Source organism: Actinomadura viridis (assembly GCF_015751755.1).
Taxonomy (GTDB): Bacteria; Actinomycetota; Actinomycetes; order Streptosporangiales; family Streptosporangiaceae; genus Spirillospora; species Spirillospora viridis.
Map to the genome: position 1 here is coordinate 7,873,421 of NZ_JADOUA010000001.1, position 14,880 is coordinate 7,888,300.

The window sequence follows — 14,880 nt, forward strand, 5'->3', positions numbered from 1 at the left end:
CCGTTGACAAAGAATTGATCATCCTTGGAATCGTTGTTGGATTCGCAGTGATCATCTTGTGTGCTCCCGGTGTGCGGCCCCGGACGCGCCGACGGATCCGCGGCGGCGGGGTTGCCGATTCACCGGCGGGCGGACTTTAGAGGTCAGGGCGCGTGCGCCTAATGTTCGGGACGACCAGGCGAGGTCACGGCCCGCCCGCGACACGAGAGGAACCATGACGGTGCGAACGATCCTGAGCGATCTCGGCGGGCCTCCCGGGGTGGCGTGAACCGATGCGGCACGTGCTCGTACGCGCGCGGGCGGGGATCCCGCCCGGCCGCGTGGAAGACCTCACCAGCGACGACGGGGCGCCCCTGGACCGGGACTCGCTCGTCGCCGCGGGGCAGGCCCTGAGCTGGCGGTCCACGTTCACCTGCGGGCCGCTCACCGCGGTCCCGCTGGACGGGACGACGGCGTTGATCATCGGTCCGGGCGGGACGGATCCGGAACCGTGGCAGGACCCGGAGCCGTGGCACGACCGGTTCGCCCGGGGGCTGGCCCACCGGATGGCGGGCGAGCTCACCATCGCCTCGGTGACGGCCGGGCTGCTCGGCGAGGCGGTCTCGCGCGAGCTGGGCGAGGACGCGAGCCTGCTCGGCTCGGCCATCGAGGGGCTCGCCGGGCTGCTCACCGACCTGGACGGCGCGCGGGCGCCCGACGACATCGCGGACCTGATCGTGGCCGACACCGTCCGCACCCATGCCGCGCTGCTCGGCCGGCCCGCCCGCCAGCAGGTCTCCGCGCGGCGGCGGGGGGACTTCACCGTCCACACCGTGCGGTCGGTCTCCGGCGACCTGGCCCGGCCGGACCTGGAGAAGGCGCGGACGAGGGTCGGCATGCCCTGGCCGACCGGCGCGCGGAACGGGATCGGCGCCGACCTCGGGCTGGCCCGCTGGCGCGCGGTCATGCAGGCGCGCAGCCACCAGATGTGGTGCCGGCTGGAGGGGGAGAACGCCCTCGTCACCGACCTGTGGCTGCGAAACGCCCAGGAGCCGAGGGAATGAGGTATCCGTACCCTGTCTGGGTCTCGATCAGGCCCTCGCCGAGTTTGCGGCGCAGCCGGGAGACATGCTCGGCGAGCGTCCGGGAGACGCCCTGGCTGGTGCCCCACACGTCCAGCATGAGCTCCTCCTTGGACACCGCCCTGCCGCGGTTGGTCACCAGGAACTCCAGGACGGCCCACTCCATGGGGGCCAGCCGCACCGCCACCCCGTCCTTGTACACCTGCCGGGCGGTGAGGTCGATCAGCAGGGGCGGGATCTCCAGCCGGTCGCCGCGCGCGCCCTCGGCCCGCCGGGGCGCGCTCTCCGCGCTGCGCCGCAGCACGGCCTCGATCCTGGCCAGGAGCACCTCGGGGTTGAACGGCTTGGCGATGTAGTCGTCGCCGCCGAGCCGCAGCCCCAGCGCCTGGTCGTGCACGTCGGTGCGGACCGTGAGCAGGATCAGCGGTGTGTTGTTCCCTTCCTCGCGCAGCTGGAAGACGAGCGACAGGCCGTTGATGTCCGGGAGGTTGACGTCCAGCAACGCGATCTCGATGTCGCCGCGGCGCAGCGCCTGACGGGCCAGTTCGCCGTTGGGCGCCGATTCCACCTGGTGGCCACGCTTGCGCAGCAGTTTCCCGACCACCTTTACCAGCCGCGGGTCATCGTCCACCACCAATACCCGTGCCATAACCCGATGCTATCCGGATGGATCTTCGATCGAAGGTGATACGAGGGTGAAGTGCGATAATGCCCCGACTCTGGTACAGCGCAGCCATCTCGCTGATCATTCTGGGTGGTTTCGGTATGACCGAATCGCCCTACCACCGCGTCGATCCCGGCCGATGATCCAGGTCGGCCGGGCCGGCGGGCCGCCGCCGGTCGCCCGCGCCCGCCTCCTCGACCGCACGGGGGCGGCGCCGGGGCGCTGGTAACCTCGCCCGGGAGTCTCCAGGCGCACCATCTCCGAAAGGAGAGGACGGAACATGCGGGTGCTCATCGTCGAGGATTCCCGTGTCGGGCAGCTGCTCCGCACGGTCTTGGAACGCGATGGGCACGAGGCCGTCCTGGTCGGGGAGGGCGAGGACGGCTGGCGGAGGCTCACCGGCGCCAGCCCGCCGGAGCTGCTGGTCCTGGACCGGATGCTCCCCGACATGGACGGCGCCGATCTCCTGGCCCGGCTCCGCACCGACACGCGGACCGCGAAGCTGCCCGTGCTGGTGCTCACCGCGGCGGCCGCCAGCTCCGGCGACCTGGACGACGGCACGCTGACCCGCGTCCTCGGCAAGCCCTTCGGCATCATGGAACTCCGCGAGGCCGTCTCCACTCTCGCCGCCCGCTGACCCCCGCCGCGGCGAGAGCGCGGACGCGCGGCCTCCGGCGTTCCGTCCGGCGCCGGCGCGATGTTCCAGGTCCAGGTGAAGTCACGGGCACCTCCACGATCCAGCCGTCGCGGAGGACCGTGTGACGAACGAGGCCATGCGCAAGCGCCCATCCCGGTCCGGTCTCCTGGGGCGAGGGGGCGGACCGCGGCGTCCAGGGCCTCAAGATCGATGTTCGCCGCGGCTCCACGGTAGCCGGGCCCGGGGTGGCGGTCGTCACACCGGACCGGGCCCGGCCGGGCCCGGCCGGGGCGCCGGACCCGCCCCGTCACGGCTCCGGCACCCGGCGCCCCGGGGCGGCCCACCGGGCCCCGGCCACCGGCCGGCCCTCGCGGGCCGCTCCCGCGCCGCCGGACGTGAGGGCGCGCGAAACGGGCGCTGTGCTGCTCGTTCGTGGCGTCGCCCGCCATGGCGGGCCACCCGCCATGGCGGGTGGCCCGAATGGGACGGGGAACCCGGGGTTCGCCGCCGTCGCGGCCTGGCCATGAGGCCCTCCGCGAAAGCCATACCGAACAGAATCATGCTCGGCGTTCGGGCCGGTATGGAGGGGCGGAAACTTGGGCCCATCGGGACTCTCGACAGTTCCCGCGCCGTGTGGTTACAGTTCACCTGATCATCAGTGGCACGATCCACGACAACGCAGTCGACCTTCCCAAGTACTGCGGTCAAACCGCACGGCTCCCATCACTTCGGTTCTAGTTCAGATCACGCTCGAACACGTTGGTGGTCATCCTTCGCCGCCGTGAAAGGACATTACTTGCTAGGTCCCTACGAGGCGCTGAACGACGGTCGGATTCGTTTTCTGGGTAACCGCGTCCATGGACCCATCGATGATGTGAGAAAGATGGAGGTACCGGTTTCGAGATTCCTGGGCCGAGTCCAGGACCTCGCGGCCGACAGGACCTTCGCGAACATCGCCAGGATCAACCATCGCGTCTTTTCCGCGGCCCATGCCCATTTCGCCGAGCGGGGCGCACTCTTCACCTTGCTTCCGCTGGTCACGCGCATGATCTCCTCTCCCGGCGCGGTGCACGGAAAAGAGGCGATAAGTTACACGACGGACACTTCCCCGGTCGCGCTCTCATGGTTCGACCTGCCGGACCCCGCCTTCCTTTCCGAGTCCTCGCAGATCTATCTCGAACTGGCGTTGGCCCAGCCGGGAGTGGAGGAGACCTACAGCGTCTACAACTCCTTCCGCCTGGAGGAGAGCGACTTCACCCACCTGTCGGAGTTCCATCACATCGAGTTCGAGGGAAGGGTCTCGCAGCAGGCCAACCTGGACTGCGCGATCGGACTCGTGGGACGTGTCGTCAGGGACCTCCTCGACAATGAGGAGGAGGCCCTCGCGCACTTCCTCAGCCCGGAGAAGATGACCGAACTGGCGTCATTGACCACGCCTTCGGCCTATTCCCATCTGACTTTCCGTGAGGCGCTCGACCTTCTTCACGAGGACACCGGCGAGGATCGGTTCCGGCGTTTCACCATGGAAGGGACCTTCGGAAGCTGGGAGGAGATCCGGCTGACCTGGATCTGCGGCGGGCCCGTGGTGGTCAGCCGTTTCCCGCTCCTCGAAGTGCCCTTCTACCACGCGGAGATCTCTGACTCCGACCCCAAGGTCGCCCACAACGCGGACATCATCTGGCCCGGTTACCGCGAGGTGATCGGCAGTGGTGAACGCATCGGCGGGATCGACGAGCTCGCGGCCAAGGCGGAGATCTTCCAGCTTCCTCCGGAGGACTACGCGCCGTACCTGCAGACCCGGGAACTCGACGGCTGGCGCCGCAGCTCGGGATTCGGCCTCGGCTGGGAGCGCCTTCTCCAGGGTCTGCTGGAGATGCCGGCGATCTGGGACGTCTGCCACTTCCCGCGCACGCATCTGGCGCTCAAGCCCTGACGACTCGGCCCGGACGGGCATTTCGCAAGATCAGTAGAGGGGACACCGTTCATGGTTCTGATCGCCGACGACAGGTTCGAGCAGTTCTTCGAGCCGTACGCCAAGAATGTGGACAACTTCTACGAGGCCTCGTACTGGCGGCTCTGCGACGAGGTCATCCGTGAGCTGATCCGGCGTCACCTGCACGTGGGACCGGGCGACCACATCGTGGACGCCGGTGGCGGCACGGGGCGCTGGGCCCAGTGGTGCGCCCGCGAGCTGGGGACCCGGGTGACGGTGGCCGACCGGGCGCGCGCCATGCTGGACCGGGCCGCCGAGAGCCTCGCGCGGCCGGAGGTCGAGGACGTCGCCGGGAGCGTCGACCTGGTCCACTGCGACATCGAGGACGCCCCGGAGCTGGCCGACGAGTCCTTCGACGGTCTCGTCAGCATCTACAACATGCTCAGCTTCAACACCGATCCGGGCCGGGCGTTCGCCACGATGCACCGGGTGCTCAAGCCGGGCAGGCACGGCCTGGTCATGGGGCAGGGGCTCGCCAACGCCCTCGCGTCGAAGTTCAACCGGGACCTCGCCTCCGCGGAGGAGATCCGCGAGCTCGCCGCGACCTCGATCGTGCAGTGGGCGCCGCACGTCCCCCCGCTCAGGGTGTTCTCCGCCGCCGACCTCACCGAACTCGCGGCGGGGGCGGGATTCGAGGTCCGCGGCGTCTTCGGGGTCACGGCCCTGCTGACCCCGGGACCGGAGGACTTCACCTACCCCTACGAGAAGATGAGCGACGTCTCCAGGTCGCTGGAGGACCCCTCCGTCTTCGAGGCCGCCCTGGAGCAGGAGCTCGCCGTGAACGGGAGGCCCGGCTGGGCCGATCGCGGGGTGAACCTCATGATCCACGTGTACAAGCCATGACGCGGGCGACCGGCGACCTGGCCCCGCCGGCGCAGCCGTACGAGTACCTGGCACGGGTCTACGACCGGTGGACCGCCGAGAACGACTACGAGGCCTGGTGCGACTTCATCGAGGACGAGTGGCGCGCCGGTCCCCTCGACGTCCGTGAGGTGCTCGAACTGTGCTGCGGGACGGGCACCGTCCTGGAGCGCCTGACCGGCCGCGGGTACGCCTGCACGGGTTTGGACCGCTCCAGCAGCATGCTGGAGCGGGCCCGGGAGAAGCTGGGCGGCCGGGCGCCCCTCATCCGCGCCGAGCTTCCCGACGTGCCGGCCGAGGGACCGTTCGACTCCGTCCTGTGCGTCTTCGACAGCGTGAACTACCTGTGCGACGAGGCCGGCCTGCGGGAGACCCTGAGGTCGGCGGCCCGGGTCCTGAGACCGGGCGGGACGTTCGTCTTCGACGTCAACGCGCCGCGCAAGCTCCGTGACGTCTTCGGGTCGTCCCACTACGGGGACGACCTGGAGGACTTCGCCTACGTCTGGCGGAACAGGTTCGATCCGGACACGTCCTGCTGCGACTTCCTGATCACCCTGTTCGTCCGGTCGCCGGACGGGACGTTCACGCGCCACGAGGAGCGCCACCGGCAGCGCGCCTACGAACGTCCCCACCTGGAGTCGCTCGCGCGGGGCGCGGGATTCGCGGGCGTCGAGGTGTACGACGACTACACCCGCCGTCCGGCGGGCCCGGAGACGTTGCGGGAGACCTGGGTGCTCACCAAGGCCATGGAGGCGTGATGGCGGGGCCGGTCCTGGAGCGCGCCGGGCTCCTGCGCCCGCCGGGCCTGCGGGCGGGCGACGCCATCGGCGTCGTCAGCCCGTCCGGGCCCGGCGCGCCCGTCGCGCCGCACCGGTTCCGCCGCGCCGCCGGCGCCCTCGGCGCGATGGGGTTCGAGGTCAGGGAGGGGACGCGGACCTGGGGCACCGGTCACGGCTCCGGGACGCCGGAGGAGCGCGCGGCCGAGATCAACGCGTTCCTCCGCGACCCGGAGGTGCGGGCGATCGTCGCCACGATCGGGGGGCACACCTGCAACGCGATCCTGCCCCTGATCGACTACGCCGCGCTCCGTGCCGACCCCAAGATCATCGTCGGTTACAGCGACATCACGGCCCTGCTGCTCGCCTGCGTCGCCAAGGCGGGGGTCGTGACCTTCCACGGGCCGACGGTCATGGCGGAGTTCGGCGAGTTCCCGGAACCGCTCCCCTACACCCGGGACGGTTTCCTGGCGGCCCTCGGACGGCCCGTCGCCGCGGGACCCCTCGTCCACCCCTCGCGCTGGACCGACGAGTTCCTGCTCTGGGACTCCGAGGACGACCGGGAACGGGCGTCCGGCGGCACCCGGCCCTGGTCGTGGATCGCCGGGGGGGAGGGGGCGGGGCCGCTCCTCGGCGGCAACCTCGACACCATGTCCGTGCTGGCCGGCACCGGGTACCTCCCGGACTTCCGCGGCGCGGTCCTGCTGTGGGAGACCTGCCTCACCTCCATCCCCAGGATCGACCAGCTCCTGACCCACCTGGAGATGGCCGGGGTCATGGACGACCTGGCGGGCATGATCGTCGGGCACGGGTTCCGGGCCGCGCCCGAGTTCGAGGACGCGCTGCGCGAGCACGTGGCCGGGCGCTACGCCGGCCGCGGGTTCCCCGTCGTCTGCGGCGTGCTGGCCGGTCACTGCGACCCCATGCCCACCCTGCCGCTGGGCTGCGCGGTCGCGCTCGACGCGGACCGGGGATCGATCGAGGTCACCGATGCCGCTGTTCGATGACGAGGTGAGCGCCGGCGCGGCGCGCGCGCTGGAGGAGGCCGGCTTCACGCGGCTGCTCGCCGTGCCGGCCTTCCCCGTCGCCGGTCCGCGAGGCTTCCGCTACCCGCTCCGGACCGGGACGCCGGACGGCGGCGAGTGGTACCTGCGCTCCTGGGGCACCGACTTCGAGATCGTCGACCGGGGCTGGCTGCGCCGGGGCCTGCGCCGGTCCTTCTCGCTCGGCTGGGCGATCGTTCCGGACGGGCAGACCGACCGGCTGCTCATGGTCGAGGCGTTCGAGCGGGACCGGTCCGCGCTGGCCGAGCGCGGGGAGAGGGTGCTGGGCGCCCTCGCCCCGTTCGCGGCGCGGTCGGCCGTCGCGGAAGGCGAGCAGTGGGGACGCCCGACCCTGCGCGTCGCCGCCCTGCTCGCCTCCGAGCCGCAAGCCGGATCGCCGGCCGAACCGCCGGCCGAAGCGAGGGTCGGGCGCGCGGCCCCGGCCCCGGGCGCGGCCCCGGGCGCGGACCGAGGGGAGGCCCCCGGTGATCGGTGACGCCTACCTCCGTACCCTCGAGGACGCCGGGTTCGTCCTGCCCGGCGGCTACGGCCGGGGGATCCCGGTGTGGCGGGACGCCGGGCTCCGCGCGGCCCGCCGGCTGGTCTCGGCGTTCGAGACGGCGCTCGCGCGGTGGTGGGCGCCCACGATCGTCGAGCACCCCTTCCTCATGCCCGCCGCCGAGTACCGCGCGGTCTTCGGTGACTACTCCAACGTCTACGAGGCGGACGTCCCCGAGGCCGGTGGCCCCTGCGTGCTCGCGCCCGACAACATGGCGGCCAGCGTCGGATGGCTGCGCGAGCACGGCGTCCCCGGCCCGCTGGTGGCCGTCGGGGGGCTGCTGCGCGAGCTGCCCGGCGGCGCGCAGCCGCTCTTCCGGGACCGGCACATCTGGCCGGCGGTCCAGGTGACGCACCTCGTCCCGGACGACGACGCACTCGGCGAGCTGGAGCGGCACCGGCTGGCCCTGACCCGCCTGCACGAGGCGCTGTGCCTGCCGGTCATGACCGTGCGGACGGGAAGCCTGGCCTCCTACGGCCGGACGACCTATCTCACGGTCAGCTGCCTGCCGGACGGGCGGCCCACGGTCACCGCGACGCTGTACGTGATGTCCGGCCGCTACCGGGACCTGCTCCGCGCCGGCGCCGAGGTGATCGACGTCGGCTTCACCGGCAAGCTGCTGGCCCTCGTCGCCCTGCACCACCGTGACTCCTCCGGGCTGGTCCTCCCCTCCGTCCTCGCGGGCACCGAGATCGGGGTGCTGGCCGCGGAGGAGGACGAGCGGATCCGCGGATGGCGGGACCGGCTGCTCCGCGACGGCGCCCGCGTCGGTGTGACGGCGTGCGCGCCGCGGCGGTCCGCCCGGCGGCGCGGGGAACGGCGCCACTTCCGTGAAGGGGTGCCGCTCGTCCTCGGCGTGCGGGACGAGGGGCTTCGCCTGGCGCGCCGGTCCCCCCTGCACCGGTCGGACCTGCCGGATCTGCCGGACGCGGGGACGCTGCGCGGCGAGCTGGCGGCGCACGACGAGCGGCTCCGGCGGTCCTCGGCCCTCCGGTTCACCGCCGGGCTGCGGGACGCGGGGCTGCTGGTCGCGCGCTGCGACGGATGCGCGGGCGCGGACGGCGAGCAGGTCTTCGGCCAGGTCGTGCCCGAGGCGGAGGCGCCCTGCGGGAGGTGCGGCGCGGCCGGGAGCGAGGTCCTCCTGGGAGGACGCTTCTACTGAACTTCACGTCCAGGACGGAAGGAGGCCCGACATGCGGACACTGCGCGATTCGAGCGACGTGCGCGACGACATGAACGACCTGGCCGGACGGCTTCGTGAGGACGGCTACGTCTACCTGCCCGGAACGCTGGACCCGGACCGGGTCGAGGCCGTCTCCGCCGACGTCCAGGCCGCCCTCCTGCGGGTCGGCTGGCTGGACGAGCCCGGCACGACCCGGGTGCGTTCCCGCGACCGCCGGTTCACCGGCGAGTCCCTGAGCCAGGGGTACGGGGGGCTGCAGAGCGTCGAGTCGTTCCACGCGCTGGGCCACGATCCGGCCCTGCTGGAGGTGACCTCGGGGCTTCTCGGCGGTTCCGCCTTCTGCCATCCGGCGAGGGTCGGCAGGATCTCCTTCCCCACCGACGCCCCCGCCGCGTTCCTCACCAGGCCGCACCAGGACTTCGTGGTCCTGCACGTCACGACGGACGTGCTCACCGTCTGGATCCCGTTCACCCCCTGCTCGGGCGAACACCAGGGCCTGTGCGTCCTCTCGGGCTCCCATCGGGACGGCTTCCGGCTCCCGGACCCCGCCATGGGCGGCGCGCGTCCCCTGTACGTGCGGGTGGATCCGGACGACCCGCGCTGGGCGACGGCCGACTACCGGCCGGGCGACATCGTCGTCTTCCACAGCCTGACGGTGCACGGGGCGATGGCCAACCGCAGCGACCGCGTCCGCCTGTCGGGCGACTTCCGCTACCAGCTGCCGGCGGACCCGATCAGGCCGGAGTTCCTGCACCCGCACGGATGGCCGCGTACCCCGGACTGGCCGGAGCTGACGGCGGGGTGGGCGTCGCGGCGGTGGATCGAGGCCCCTCCGGAGGTCCCGAAGGTGCCTCCGCCGCCGGGCCTGGAGTACATGGAGATCCTGGAAGGACTCCGGCCACCGCCGTCCCGCGTCCTCGGCGCTTCATGAACGAGGGCCGCCCCCCGATGGGGGAGCACGGGCCGGGCTGCGTCGAGCTGAGCACGACCTCCACCCTCCGGCCGACGCTGATCCGGACGTACGACTCGTTCTTCCGGCATTTCCGGTACTCCGGATGCTTCCGCGTCCTGGTCACCCTCGATCCCGCCTACCCGGTGAGCGACGGCGAGGCCGGGGCGGTGCGCGACTACCTCCGGGACCTCCCGAAGGCGGACGAGCGCGTCTGCGGGGTGGTCGTGGAGGAGTTCCCGCGGCACGTCGGCCTCCAGGGCGCGCTGTCGGTCCTGTTCGCCCACAAGCGCGCCCCGGTCGGGATCCACCTGGAGGACGACTGGGAGTTCCACCGGGACGTCGACCTGGACGCCCTGATCGCGGACCTCGCCGACCAGGACAGCACGCAGATCTCCTTCGCCAGCGACCACGTCGCGCGCGGGGGGACCTTCGACCGCGCCGGGGAGGCCGAGGAGATCGCCGGGAGCAGGGTCGGCCTGCTCCGGCTCACCGCGGCCAGCTGGGCGGCGAGCTACCTGCCGCTGGCGCCGCACGTCCATCGTGCCGACCGCTGGGTTCCGGCGGTCGCCAAGGCGCTGGCGACCTCCGACCCGATCCGCTGCCCGGACGAGCGCGTCCGGGAGCACGTCATCGCGGAACGCTCCCGGGCCTGGCACAACGCGCTGTGGACCAAGGACATCGTGGTCCGCGACATCGGGCGGGAATGGCTCCGCGAGCGTGCCGCGCACAAGGTCATCGTGCCGGCGGAGTCGCACGCCCTCGGGAGCATCGGCCTGCCGCGCGACGGCGCCGTCCCGCCGCCGGTGCGATCGTCGGCCTTCGGCGCCGACGAGGAGCGCCTGCTCCCGGGCCCGTGGCCCCCGGCCCCGGACATGCCCGCCCCCGGAGGCGAGCCGCCGCGGCGGTTCCTGGAACGGGCGCGGGGCCCGGTCGTCTGGGACGTGGACGGCCTCCCCTACATCGACCTGCTGTGCGGGGACGGCGCGGTCGTCCTCGGGCACGACCACCCCGCCGTCACCCGGGTGATCCGCGAGCGGACGGTGAACGGGCTGGCGCTCGCCCCGGCGTTCCCGGCCCGCGTCGCCGCGGCCGGCCTGGTCGTCCAGGCCGTTCCGGGCGCCGGGGCCGTGCGTTTCGTCCCGTCGGCGGCCGACGCCGTCCGGACGGCGGCCGGGCTGGCGCGCCGGTTCACGGGCCGCGCGGAGGTGCTGACGGCGGGCCCGGTGGGCTGGCCGGACGGCGCCGCGGGACGGGTGGCCGGGCCGGTCACCACGGCCCCGCTCGACGACGCCCGGGACGAGGAACGGCTGGCCGCCCTGGTCGCCGCGGAAGGGGCCCGGTTCGCCGCCGTGCTCGTCGCCGGCCCGCTCCACCGCGTCCTCACCGAGGGCTTCCTGCGCGCGCTCCTGGACGCGTGCAAGGACAGGGGCGCTCTGCTGGTGCTGGACGAGGGGCTCACGGCCTTCCGGTTCCCCGGCGGGCTCGGCGGGCGGCACGGCGTGACCGGGGACCTCGTCTGCCTGTCGCACGGCCTGGCCTCGGGGCTGACGGCGGCGGCCGTCGCCGGGCGGCCGGACGTCATGGGCGGGCTTTCGCGGGACGAGGACGGCGGTGGCCGGACCGGCGACGTCCTGGTGTTCGAGGTGATGAAGGCGAGCCTGCGCGAGTACGCGCGCCCCGAGCACCACGAACGGCTGGCCGGTACCGGGCGGCGGCTGCGCGAGGCGCTGGACCGGGTCGCGGCCCGGCGCGGCCTGGGGCCGGTGGTCCACGGCCACGACGAGATGCCGTTCCTCCGCCTCACCGGCGACCCCGGCATCGACCGGAGCGTCATCGATGAGATGGCCCGGCGCGGCGTGCTCGCGCGCACCGGCCCCAACTTCGTGAGCAGTGCCCATGACACCGAGACCGTGGACGTGGTCGCGGACGCGCTGGCGGGCGCGCTGGACTCCGTACCGGGCCTCGGGAGTGGTGGGCGGACGCGTCGCCGAGAGTCATGAGTCATGAGATGGGAGCGCCCGTGCCCGACCCCTACCTCCGTCCCGCCGCCGGCGCCGTGGCCGGACCGGACGAGATCACGGAGCTGTGCTCCCGCCTCCGCGACCCGGACTGCCCGTCGCGCGGGACCGTCCGGCTCGGGGACTGGGAGCTGGAGTACCGCCGGCCCCGCGCGCTGGCGACGTCACTGGAACTGCTGTTCCGGGACGGTGTCTACGACGTGGACGGGCTCGCCCGCCCCGCGGTCGTCGTCGACGGCGGTGCCTGGCTCGGGCTCAGCGCCCTGCGGTTCCGGGCCCGGTTCCCCGAGGCGCGGATCCTGGCGTTCGAGCCCGACCCGGAGCTGTTCGAGGTTCTGAAGGGGAACCTGGAGCGCAACGGCGCGGGGGACGTGGAGGCGCACAACGTGGCCCTCGCCGACCGGGAGGGCGCGCTGGAGTTCCTGGCGACCGGCGACGACGCCGGAAGCCTGCGCGTCCGTTCCCGCGGGGGCCGCCTCACCACGGTGCCCGCACGCCCGCTGAGCGCCTACCTGCCGTCGTCGGTGTCGCTGCTCAAGCTGAACGTGGAGGGCTCCGAATGGGACGTCGTGAACGAGCTGGGAGGCCGCCTCGCCCAGGTGGACCAGGTGCTCATCGAATACCACGGGTTCGGTGAACTCCCGCAGACGCTGCATCGCATTCTCGGCCGCCTGCACGAGCACGGTTTCACCTACATCATCAGCCATTTCAACGAACGGAACCGCGCCTGCGTGCCGCCACTGCGGCTGGCCGCCGATTTCCGGTACTTCCTGTTGATCTATGCTCGACGACTCGGTACCACCGATTGAGGTGACAGCGGATGGGACTCTTCACCGACCACCAACCCATGTTCGTCGAAGTCGAGACGACCACGTACTGCAACCGGCGCTGCACCTACTGCCCGAACAGCGTGTTCGACCGCGGCCTGCGCGCGAACGAGGTCAGGATGCCCGAAGAATTGTTCCACAAAATCGTCCAGGACCTCGGGCGCAACCATTTCTGCCACCAGTTCAGCCCGCACAACTACGGTGAGCCGCTGGCCGACGAGCGGATGCCGCACCTGCTGGAGATGGCCCGGCGGGAGATGCCGCTGGCCCGGATCGCCCTCTACACCAACGGCGACTTCCTCACCCCCGAGCTGTTCGAGCGGATCGACTCGTCGGTGGACGCCTTCGTCATCACCCAGCACGGCGAGAAGATGCCGCCCGGGGTCAAGCGGATCCTGGACGCGTCCGGGGGAACGCACCCGAAGATCCGCTACAAGACCGCGCAGTCGATCAAGCTGAACGCCTCCAACCGCGCCGGCCTGATCCCGATGCGGGTCAAGCGCCGCAAGGCGTGCGGCGTGGTGATGAACGAGCTGCACATCAACGCCCACGGCCAGCTCATCCTGTGCTGCGAGGACTTCCTCGCCCGCAAGGTCTTCGGGAACATGCGCGACATGACGATCGAGGAGGCGTGGTCGTCGGAGGAGCGCATGCGGGTGCACCGGGCCAACGTCCGCGGCGACTTCGCGCTGGACCAGTGCGTCACCTGCGGCCACGGCCGGATCACGTGATCGGCGGGTCCCGGTACGAGCGGGTGGTGGCCCTGTCTCCGCACCTCGACGACGTGGCGCTCTCGGCAGGCGGCCTGCTCGGGACGCTGACCGGCCGGATCGCCGTCGTCACCGTCCACGGCGGCGCTCCCCCCGGCGCCCCGCCGTCGCACTGGGACCGGCGCTGCGGGTTCGCGTCCGCCTCCGCGGCGATCGAGGCCAGACGGTCGGAGGACCGCGCCGCCTGCGAGATCCTCGGCGCCGAACCCGTCCACCTGCCCCACCCGGACGACGCCTACGGCACCCCCGCCTCCACCGAGACGCTCGCCGAGGCGCTGGCCGAGACCCTGGCCGAGGTCACCGGGACCCGTAGCGCCCAGGACACCCTCTTCCTCGTCCCGGCGGCCATCGGCCACCATCCCGATCACCGCCGTACCAGGGACGCCGCCCTCAGGGCCCTGGCGGCGCGGGACGCGGGCGAGCTCTGGCTGTACGCCGACCAGCCGTACGCGAGCATGTCGGACCACTGGCCCGGTGACGGCGCGGAGGCGCCGGCCGATGAGGAATGGCGGGCACGGCTGGCACCGGTCGTCGAGGATTTCGGGCCCCTGGAGGCACGCACCCTCCGCCTCTCAGAGGAGGCGTGGGCGGTGAAGCACCGCGCGGCCCTGGCCTACGCGTCGCAGCTGGCGCCGCTGGCGGTGTACGCGGGCCACTTCCTCGACCTCGACGGGCCGTTGCGAACAGAACTCGTCTGGCGCGTGGACCTGCGCTCCGCGTCACCGCGCCGCGACTCGGAGAAGGGAGCGGGCGGAACGTGAGCGTCTTCTTCTACTGGTCCGGCCAGGAGTTCGACTTCGGGAACTATCTCGCCGTCGCCTCCGCGGCGCGGCACGCGTCCGGCATGGACGTGGTCGTCGTGGTGGACGAGCGTCCGGTGGACAACGTCCACTTCGACAGGGCCGGACGGCTTCCCGGTGTGACGGTGGAGCCCCTGGACACGCGTTCGCTGCTGCCGCCGGAACTGCGGCTGCTGTACGGCCGCATGCGTTTCGTGGCGCACCGTTCCGACCTCGTGCGGCTCGCACTGCTCGCCGAGCACGGCGGCATCTATCTCGACACCGACACGCTGACCTGCACGGACCTCGGCCGGACGCCCGAAGTCCTCCTGCTGGAGGAAGGCAAGATCGTCCATCTCGGCTGCCTCGCCCTGCCCGCGGGGCACCCCGTCCTGACGTCCACCCTGGCCGCCCTGGAGGAAATGCCGGAGGCCGACCTGGACGTCTACCAGAGCATCATCTACCGGTGGACGCGCGTCGTCCGCGAGCACTCACCGCCGGTGGAGTTCGGCGATCTCAAGTCCTACTTCCCGGTGCACTGGAACGACTGGGAGGTCGTGTTCACCGAGCGCCTTCCGTCCGACACGATCCGCGTCCTGCATCATTTCGGCTACCACAGCCGGAAGTACACCCGGGTGATGGACGAGGAGTGGGTCCGGCGCAACGACTGCCTGTTCAGCGACCTCGCCCGCCCCCTGCTGCGCGACCTGGGCGGCCTGTGAGCACGCCATGAGCGGCCTCTGCGCGGCCGGAGGCG

At 72.1% G+C, this 14,880-nt stretch carries 15 protein-coding genes; 14 read left to right on the plus strand and 1 reads right to left on the minus strand.

What is annotated here, in order from left to right:
- Window positions 1–272 precede the first annotated feature (272 nt).
- A complete protein-coding gene (locus tag IW256_RS35745; protein ID WP_197015150.1) occupies window positions 273–1,043 on the plus strand; it encodes a hypothetical protein in 771 nt (256 codons plus the stop codon).
- Here IW256_RS35745 and IW256_RS35750 read toward each other — a convergent pair.
- Window positions 1,000–1,710 carry a response regulator transcription factor gene (locus IW256_RS35750; RefSeq protein ID WP_197015151.1) on the minus strand — a complete coding sequence of 237 codons (711 nt, stop codon included), beginning with the start codon at window positions 1,708–1,710 and terminating at the stop codon, window positions 1,000–1,002. The genes IW256_RS35745 and IW256_RS35750 overlap by 44 nt on opposite strands.
- Window positions 1,711–2,005: 295 nt before the next feature.
- Between IW256_RS35750 and IW256_RS35755 the strand changes: the two genes are divergently transcribed.
- From IW256_RS35755 to IW256_RS35815, 13 genes are all read left to right on the plus strand, one after another.
- A complete protein-coding gene (locus IW256_RS35755; RefSeq protein WP_197015152.1) occupies window positions 2,006–2,362 on the plus strand; it encodes a response regulator in 357 nt (118 codons plus the stop codon).
- A 781-nt stretch (window positions 2,363–3,143) separates the two neighbouring features.
- The gene (locus tag IW256_RS35760; protein WP_197015153.1) at window positions 3,144–4,295 is read left to right on the plus strand and encodes an amino acid--tRNA ligase-related protein; all 1,152 of its coding nucleotides are present in this window, start codon (window positions 3,144–3,146) and stop codon (window positions 4,293–4,295) included.
- A gap of 51 nt (window positions 4,296–4,346) precedes the next feature.
- Window positions 4,347–5,198 carry a class I SAM-dependent methyltransferase gene (locus IW256_RS35765; protein WP_197015154.1) on the plus strand — a complete coding sequence of 284 codons (852 nt, stop codon included), beginning with the start codon at window positions 4,347–4,349 and terminating at the stop codon, window positions 5,196–5,198.
- Window positions 5,195–5,974, plus strand: coding sequence for a class I SAM-dependent DNA methyltransferase (locus IW256_RS35770; RefSeq protein WP_197015155.1), 780 nt, complete (start codon window positions 5,195–5,197; stop codon window positions 5,972–5,974). Before IW256_RS35765 ends, IW256_RS35770 begins: the two co-directional genes overlap by 4 nt.
- Window positions 5,974–6,999 carry a S66 peptidase family protein gene (locus IW256_RS35775; RefSeq protein ID WP_197015156.1) on the plus strand — a complete coding sequence of 342 codons (1,026 nt, stop codon included), beginning with the start codon at window positions 5,974–5,976 and terminating at the stop codon, window positions 6,997–6,999. Before IW256_RS35770 ends, IW256_RS35775 begins: the two co-directional genes overlap by 1 nt.
- Window positions 6,983–7,531 (plus strand): hypothetical protein, encoded by a 549-nt coding sequence (locus IW256_RS35780; RefSeq protein ID WP_197015157.1) that lies wholly within the window; start codon window positions 6,983–6,985, stop codon window positions 7,529–7,531. Before IW256_RS35775 ends, IW256_RS35780 begins: the two co-directional genes overlap by 17 nt.
- Window positions 7,521–8,756 (plus strand): hypothetical protein, encoded by a 1,236-nt coding sequence (locus tag IW256_RS35785; protein ID WP_197015158.1) that lies wholly within the window; start codon window positions 7,521–7,523, stop codon window positions 8,754–8,756. Before IW256_RS35780 ends, IW256_RS35785 begins: the two co-directional genes overlap by 11 nt.
- A gap of 31 nt (window positions 8,757–8,787) precedes the next feature.
- On the plus strand, window positions 8,788–9,708 hold the full coding sequence (locus IW256_RS35790) for a phytanoyl-CoA dioxygenase family protein (protein ID WP_197015159.1): 921 nt from the start codon (window positions 8,788–8,790) through the stop codon (window positions 9,706–9,708).
- The gene (locus IW256_RS35795) at window positions 9,705–11,729 is read left to right on the plus strand and encodes an aminotransferase class III-fold pyridoxal phosphate-dependent enzyme (RefSeq protein WP_197015160.1); all 2,025 of its coding nucleotides are present in this window, start codon (window positions 9,705–9,707) and stop codon (window positions 11,727–11,729) included. Before IW256_RS35790 ends, IW256_RS35795 begins: the two co-directional genes overlap by 4 nt.
- An 8-nt stretch (window positions 11,730–11,737) precedes the next feature.
- Entirely contained in the window at window positions 11,738–12,556 is an 819-nt protein-coding gene (locus IW256_RS35800; protein ID WP_197015161.1) for an FkbM family methyltransferase, read from the plus strand.
- Between the two features lie 11 nt (window positions 12,557–12,567).
- On the plus strand, window positions 12,568–13,305 hold the full coding sequence (locus IW256_RS35805; RefSeq protein ID WP_197015162.1) for a radical SAM/SPASM domain-containing protein: 738 nt from the start codon (window positions 12,568–12,570) through the stop codon (window positions 13,303–13,305).
- Between the two features lie 26 nt (window positions 13,306–13,331).
- Complete coding sequence (locus IW256_RS35810; protein WP_197015163.1) at window positions 13,332–14,105, plus strand: PIG-L deacetylase family protein; 774 nt, start codon at window positions 13,332–13,334, stop codon at window positions 14,103–14,105.
- Entirely contained in the window at window positions 14,102–14,845 is a 744-nt protein-coding gene (locus IW256_RS35815; protein ID WP_197015164.1) for a glycosyltransferase, read from the plus strand. Before IW256_RS35810 ends, IW256_RS35815 begins: the two co-directional genes overlap by 4 nt.
- The last annotated feature ends 35 nt before the right edge of the window (window positions 14,846–14,880 follow it).